The sequence below is a fragment of the Microcystis sp. LE19-41.2A genome, assembly GCF_027530405.1.
In the GTDB taxonomy this organism is placed as follows: domain Bacteria; phylum Cyanobacteriota; class Cyanobacteriia; order Cyanobacteriales; family Microcystaceae; genus Microcystis; species Microcystis aeruginosa.
Map to the genome: position 1 here is coordinate 1 of NZ_JAPZQJ010000179.1, position 5,954 is coordinate 5,954.

Consider the following 5,954-nt stretch of genomic DNA (forward strand, 5'->3'; position numbering starts at 1 on the left):
GAAATATTATGGAGATTTTTAAAATATGAATGGATTGAATTTAGCGCCTATAAAGACCGAAAGAGCCTCCTCGCTTACGTTAAAAAAGTGCTGGACAATTTTGGAGGCGAGTATGTAATTAATTTTGCCTAGGTACTTAATATTTTTTTCCACATTGGGAAAACCACAGATTTTAAACTCCTCTTCAATTAATGCCTGAATATTAATCTCGTTTTCTTTAAAGTTTTTCAACTCCAGTAAAACAGGTGTTAGAGAATGCTGATAACTGCCTTTATTTCCCTTGAGAGCTTCTAAACCAACTTTTCGCAAAAATGTAGATTTACCAATACCGGGATCACCAAGTACCATTAAATATTGTTCTTGATTAGCCAAAAGTAAACCATCTTTTTTACCATCATCCCTAAAGTTAAACCGTCGCTGCTTACTCTCACGATATTTATTTTCTAAATTTTCATCATAATAATCCCTGACTAAATTACCCAAACATTTGACATTAATATAAATTGACTCCAAATCCATCGGCTTAGACATTTTTAAAACCTTAATCATGCCGTGCCGCTCCCAGTAACGTTGAGTATATTCCCGCAAAAAAAGATACTTTCCTTCTTTGATAAGCTGCCCGACATCTTTATTCAATAACTCATTTTTATTAATACCCTCCCACCCCGATTTAATCATTTGGCCAATAAAATTATTAGTCAATGCTGTTACAATGGTTGTTTCAATTCCTGTCATAACTTAACCCCTGTAAATCCTCTGAAGCTTAGTATAAGCCAGAAAGCGGGTTTTTCATCATCAACCCAGAAACCCGCTTTCTTATCAACAACCCAGAAAGCGGGTTTCTCATCAACCCAGAAACCCACTTTCTTTAAGAAAGCGGGTTTCTAATCCTTAAGCCGCTAAACTGAGAATAGCTGCCTGTCTTTACTTCTTATCGGGCGGATTGTAAAATAATGCAAATTTATCTTGACTATAGTGCCACTACCCCCACTCATCCCCAAGTGATCGAGCGGGTTGCCACTATTCTCCGGCATCATTGGGGCAACCCCTCCAGTTTACACAGTTGGGGACAGGATAGGGCGACAGTCATCGAAATGGCCAGAGAACAGGTAGCAGGGTTAATTAATGCCAATTCAGACCAGATTATCTTCACTTCTGGCGGTACGGCTATCAAGCTAAAATTGATCAGCCCCCCGGTAAACCGCCCAAGGCTGGTTCTAATGTTAAGGAGAAAAAATAAAAATTCTTGGGTGGGAAATGTGGCCGCATCTCATAATCCACTGATTATCTATTCCCCCTTTTGCCTGTTCCCTATTCTAACTGATAACTGATCACCGATTACTGATAACTGAATATGGCTTATTCTCGCATTAAAAAACTAGCAAATTATCTACGTCCCCATTGGCAAATAGTAACTGGGGGGGTAGTTGCTCTGCTTATTGTTAATCTTTTGGGTGTTTATATACCGCTTTTAATCCGGGATAGCATCGATGATTTGAGTAAATCCTTTGACTTTCAAAAAATCATTTATTATCTGATTTTAATTGTCGCTTTAGCCTCGATTATGTGGTTTATCCGCATGATTTCCAGAGTATTGTTATTCGGGATCGGTCGTCAGGTAGAGTTCGAGCTTAAACAAAAAATCTTTCAGCATTTATTAACCCTTGAACCTGCCTATTTTTCTCGGCAAACTTCAGGAGATTTAATCAACCGTGCCACTAGCGATGTGGATAATATCCGTCGTCTGGTGGGTTTTGCTTTGCTCAGTTTGGCTAATACTTTTTTTGCCTATGGGTTAACTTTGCCTGTAATGTTAGCGATTCATATTCCCCTTTCAATCGCCGCTATTTCTGTCTATCCTTTGATGTTAATTGCTGTGCAGTTATTTAGTGGTCGTCTGCAGCGGCAACAGAAAAAAGTACAAGAAAAACTCTCGCATCTGAGCGATTTAATTCAAGAGGATATGAGTGGTATTACTCTGATTAAAATTTATGCCCAAGAAGGTAACGAGCGCCGAGCATTTAAGCAAAGAAATCGCAAATTATTACAGGCTAATTTAGATTTAGTCCAGACTCGTAATTTTCTTTTTCCCCTGATTGAAGCTTTGGCCTATGTCAGTTTATTGGCGTTGCTTGCTCTCGGTACTAGACAAATTATAGCGGGTAATATCACCATTGGGGACTTTATTGCTCTGTTAATTTTGGCAGAAAGATTAGTTTTTCCCACTGCTTTATTAGGTTTCACTATTACTGCCTACCAACAGGGAGAAGTGAGTATAGATCGCCTGGAAACTATCCTATTAGCCGAGGCTAAAATTAAAGACAATGCCGATTGTATTCACTTAAAAAATATTCAAGGAAAAATTACCGCCAAAGCCTTGACTTTTTTCTATCCTGATGCTAAGGAACCCGCCTTAAAATCTCTTTCTTTTACCATTAATCCGGGGGAAACGGTAGCCGTCGTCGGTGCGATCAGATCGGGAAAATCTACCCTTGCTAACGCTATTCCCCGTCTTTTGAATATTGCTGAGGGACAGTTATTTATTGATGATCAAGATGTCACTCAAATTGCCCTGGAAGAGCTGCGAAAAGCGATCGCTTATGTTCCCCAAGAAAGTTTTTTATTTAGTACCACTATTGAAGATAATATCCGTTATGGCGATCCGCTGCTGAATTTTTCGGCAGTGGAATCGGCGGCCAAACAAGCGAGAATTCAGGATGAAATCGAGAATTTCCCGCAAAAATACGGAACTTTAGTGGGAGAACGTGGGATTACTCTTTCCGGTGGTCAACGTCAACGGGCCTCTTTAGCGCGCGCTTTAGCCATCCAAGCACCGATTTTAATCCTTGATGATGCCCTATCTAGCGTCGATAATCAAACGGCTACAGCTATTTTGGAAAATCTCAGCCAAGAAAGCCAAAAAACCGTGATTTTTATCTCCCATCAATTATCGGCCGCTGCCACTGCCGATCGCATTTTTGTCATGGATCGCGGAGAAATTGTCCAGATAGGAACCCACGAGGAGTTAATCGCAGTCCCCGGAGTCTATCAAAATCTCTGGCAACAGCAGCAGTTAGAATCTAAGGTTTTACATTAGCCGATAAAATAGGGAATCTGCCAGTTATTGCCAGTTAAGCTGTGGACTATCTCAATTACTCCTTAAGACCGTTTAAATGCAGCACAGCAGTTATCTTTTAGCGACAATGAACAAGAATCAACTTTTAACCGAACCTTTTTTACAATTACCCACCGAAACATCAGTACAAGTGATTTGGTTTACGGAATTTTTTGGCGCTCGTCATCAGGTGCGCTACGGGGAAAAACTAGAGAAAATGGTCCCCGCTCGCACTAGCAAATTAACTAGAGTTAGAGAAGATGCAAAATCGAGAACCGTTGAAGCTTATCAATCTTTAACCGCTCGAGAAATCTGGCGACATCAGGCCGAAATTACTGATTTAAATCCCGGGGAAAGGATTCCCTATCAAGTCACCAGTTTTCAGGAAAATACAGCGATTAGAAGTGATATTTATACCCTTACCCCAAGACCCAAAAAAGGAACTAATCTCAAAATTCTGCTCACTTCCGATCATCAATTAATGCCCATGACTGCCGCTAATTTACAAAAAGTTAGCGAAACTATTGGACAGGTAGATGCAGTTTTTTTAGCAGGAGATTTAGTTAATATACCCGATCGAGCTTCCGAATGGTTTGATGATATTCGCGGTGGGGCATTCTTTCCCTGTTTACAAGGTCGTGCCAATTATACTCTGACAAAGAATGGTATTCAGACTATTTATAAAGGGGGAGAAATTATTCAAAATGCGCCCTTATTTCCTGCTATTGGTAATCATGAAGTTATGGGCAGATTTTCTACTTCTATAGGTTTAAATGAACAGTTTGAAGATGCTATTCCTCAGTTTATTGCTAAACAACTAGCAGAGGATACAGCAGTAATTAATGAAACCTGGTTAAAAAATAATGCTTTCAACACAGAAACCTACGAAGAAATTTTTTCTTTGCCTCAAAATAAATATTATTCTCTAACCTTTGGCGATATTCGTTTAGTGGTTTTATATGTTACTAATATCTGGAGAAATCCCAATTTAGAACCCAGTGCAACGGGAAGATATTACGAAAATCAAAGAGATTTAGATAGACCCGACCGATGGGGTTACGGTCAGCATATTTTTGAGCCAATTGCTCAGGGTAGTCCTCAATATCAATGGTTAGAAAAAGAGTTAAATAGTCGAGAATTTCAAGAGGCTAAATATAAAGTAGTTATGTTTCATCATCCTCCCCATACCCTAGGAGGAAATATCGTTCCACCCTACACCGATCCCGTGCCGACAATTCAACGGGATACCACGGGAAAAGTTAGCTCAGTACGTTATGATTATCCCCAAGAAAATGATTATATTATTCGTGATCTAATTCCCTTATTAGAATCAGCCAAGGTTAATTTAGTTTTTTATGGTCATTCTCATTTATGGAATCGTTTTCTTAGTCCTAAGGGTATGAATTTTCTCGAATCTTCTAACGTTGGTAATAGTTATGCTGCTTATTTAGGTGATAAAAAACGTCCTGTACCCCTCGATAGAAATTATGCAGCCATCGGTAATCCTAATGGATTAGAAGCAATTATCCCGAATATTGCTCCTCTAGTGGATTGGGTTAATCAACCTTTACCCTATATTGCCAGTAATGAACTGACGGTTTTTAGCATTTTAGATACAGAAAAAGCAACCGTGAGCAGTTATCGTTTTGATACCCGTTATCCTGACTCCGAGGTAATTAAATTTGATGAATTTGACCTTTTTAGCGTAGGTGAAATATAATAAAATCAAAGAGTGCCGGTTAAATAGATTCTCTTGGGGTTAATTGTATGACTACTGTTACTAGCAATGATATTCAAGAATTGAAAGACTTACTCTCGGCAATGCGACAGGAAAACCGCGAGCAGATGATTTCCCTGCGAGAAGAAACCCGCGAGCAAATAAGTTCCCTGCGAGAAGAAACCCGCGAGCAAATTGATACGCTAAAGGAAGATAATCGCAAACAACTAGAAACCCTGAGAGAAGAAAATAACAAGCAATTTGTTAACCTACACAAAGAAATCACGGAAGTGAAAATTATAACGGCTAAAATTGAAGGAACAATTCAATCCCAAGCAGTATTAACCCAAAAAATTCCCGATTTAATCGAGAAAGTTGGGGAATTAAAAAACTGGAAACAAATAGCTATTGTCGCTATCACTGCTTTTACCAGTGCCACAATTACTTGGTTTATTCGAGGAGGAAATTTGAAACCTTAAAGTCTGGCATTTTTCTCAATTCCTAATTGGTGCATTTCCAGAATAATCGGTTTCAGGGTTTCTCCGAAAGCGGTTAAAGAATATTCAACTTTGGGAGGAATTTCTGGATAAACTTCTCGGTGAATCAGTCCATCTAACTCTAATTCCCTCAGTTGTTGGGTGAGAACTTTTTGACTAATGGGACTTAAACAAATTTTAAGCCCAAACAAAGCCGAAACTGGCTTGATAAGCGGCAAACACATCCTGATTCTCGGTCAGCCACCTAAAGAAACGAAAAGACATCGCTGTCCGAAAAGCTTCCAAAGCTTCCACAAAAGTGTTTAAAGGTCGATTCGTCCACCGCCTTTGCAGTCCCCCAGTTAACTTATGCCACAGGATAAATGTATAGGCACAAAACACCAAGATAAAATAAAGTGATGTAATCGGTTATAAACTACTCCGACGGCATTATTGGCCATTTGAGGGAGGTTTTTCCTCTCACTTTCCCCTAATAATCCTCCTAAATAGGGGCTGCTGAAAAAGTTTTTCGTGGGGGCAGGGTGTGGGGTGTGGGGTGTGGGGTGTGGGGTTTTACCCATTTTCAGGTGGTCAATTACCTAATTTTCAGGGAAAAAATCCCTAAATTTTCCCCCCAATCACTCCA

5 protein-coding genes and 4 pseudogenes are annotated in these 5,954 nt (G+C 39.5%); 5 read left to right on the forward strand and 4 right to left on the reverse strand.

Annotation, left to right across the window (positions count from 1 at the left end; genetic code table 11):
• Positions 1-132, forward strand: a pseudogene (locus O9290_RS07800) (IS630-like element ISMae24 family transposase); the annotation flags it as partial.
• 6 nt (positions 133-138) lie between these two features.
• Here the strand turns inward: O9290_RS07800 and O9290_RS07805 are convergent.
• A pseudogene (locus O9290_RS07805) lies at positions 139-735 on the reverse strand (NACHT domain-containing protein); the annotation flags it as partial.
• A gap of 218 nt (positions 736-953) precedes the next feature.
• Here O9290_RS07805 and O9290_RS07810 point away from each other — a divergent pair.
• The 4 genes and pseudogenes from O9290_RS07810 to O9290_RS07825 form a co-directional block, all read left to right on the forward strand.
• Positions 954-1,223: pseudogene (locus tag O9290_RS07810) on the forward strand (aminotransferase class V-fold PLP-dependent enzyme); the annotation flags it as partial.
• A gap of 131 nt (positions 1,224-1,354) precedes the next feature.
• The gene (locus tag O9290_RS07815; RefSeq protein ID WP_288056276.1) at positions 1,355-3,097 is read left to right on the forward strand and encodes an ABC transporter ATP-binding protein; all 1,743 of its coding nucleotides are present in this window, start codon (positions 1,355-1,357) and stop codon (positions 3,095-3,097) included.
• A gap of 76 nt (positions 3,098-3,173) precedes the next feature.
• Positions 3,174-4,835 carry a purple acid phosphatase family protein gene (locus tag O9290_RS07820; RefSeq protein ID WP_288056278.1) on the forward strand — a complete coding sequence of 554 codons (1,662 nt, stop codon included), beginning with the start codon at positions 3,174-3,176 and terminating at the stop codon, positions 4,833-4,835.
• Positions 4,836-4,882: 47 nt separating this feature from the next.
• A complete protein-coding gene (locus O9290_RS07825; RefSeq protein WP_002759720.1) occupies positions 4,883-5,311 on the forward strand; it encodes a hypothetical protein in 429 nt (142 codons plus the stop codon).
• On the opposite strand, the gene O9290_RS07830 is transcribed toward O9290_RS07825, so the two are convergent.
• The 3 genes and pseudogenes from O9290_RS07830 to O9290_RS07840 form a co-directional block, all read right to left on the reverse strand.
• Positions 5,308-5,520 carry a winged helix-turn-helix transcriptional regulator gene (locus O9290_RS07830; RefSeq protein ID WP_269464993.1) on the reverse strand — a complete coding sequence of 71 codons (213 nt, stop codon included), beginning with the start codon at positions 5,518-5,520 and terminating at the stop codon, positions 5,308-5,310. The two genes, O9290_RS07825 and O9290_RS07830, sit on opposite strands and share 4 nt — an antisense overlap.
• Positions 5,507-5,722 (reverse strand): annotated as a pseudogene (locus O9290_RS07835) (IS701 family transposase); the annotation flags it as partial. The pseudogene O9290_RS07835 and the gene O9290_RS07830, both read right to left, overlap by 14 nt.
• Complete coding sequence (locus O9290_RS07840) at positions 5,671-5,889, reverse strand: hypothetical protein (RefSeq protein WP_288027991.1); 219 nt, start codon at positions 5,887-5,889, stop codon at positions 5,671-5,673. The gene O9290_RS07840 and the pseudogene O9290_RS07835, both read right to left, overlap by 52 nt.
• Positions 5,890-5,954 lie beyond the last annotated feature (65 nt).

Excerpts from the sequence above, each read along its gene's own strand:
- O9290_RS07815 (WP_288056276.1), top strand. The coding sequence starts at position 1,355 with ATGGCTTATTCTCGCATTAAAAAACTAGCAAATTATCTACGTCCCCAT.
- O9290_RS07820 (WP_288056278.1), top strand. The coding sequence starts at position 3,174 with ATGCAGCACAGCAGTTATCTTTTAGCGACAATGAACAAGAATCAACTT.
- O9290_RS07825 (WP_002759720.1), top strand. The coding sequence starts at position 4,883 with ATGACTACTGTTACTAGCAATGATATTCAAGAATTGAAAGACTTACTC.
- O9290_RS07840 (WP_288027991.1), bottom strand. The coding sequence starts at position 5,889 with ATGGGTAAAACCCCACACCCCACACCCCACACCCCACACCCTGCCCCC.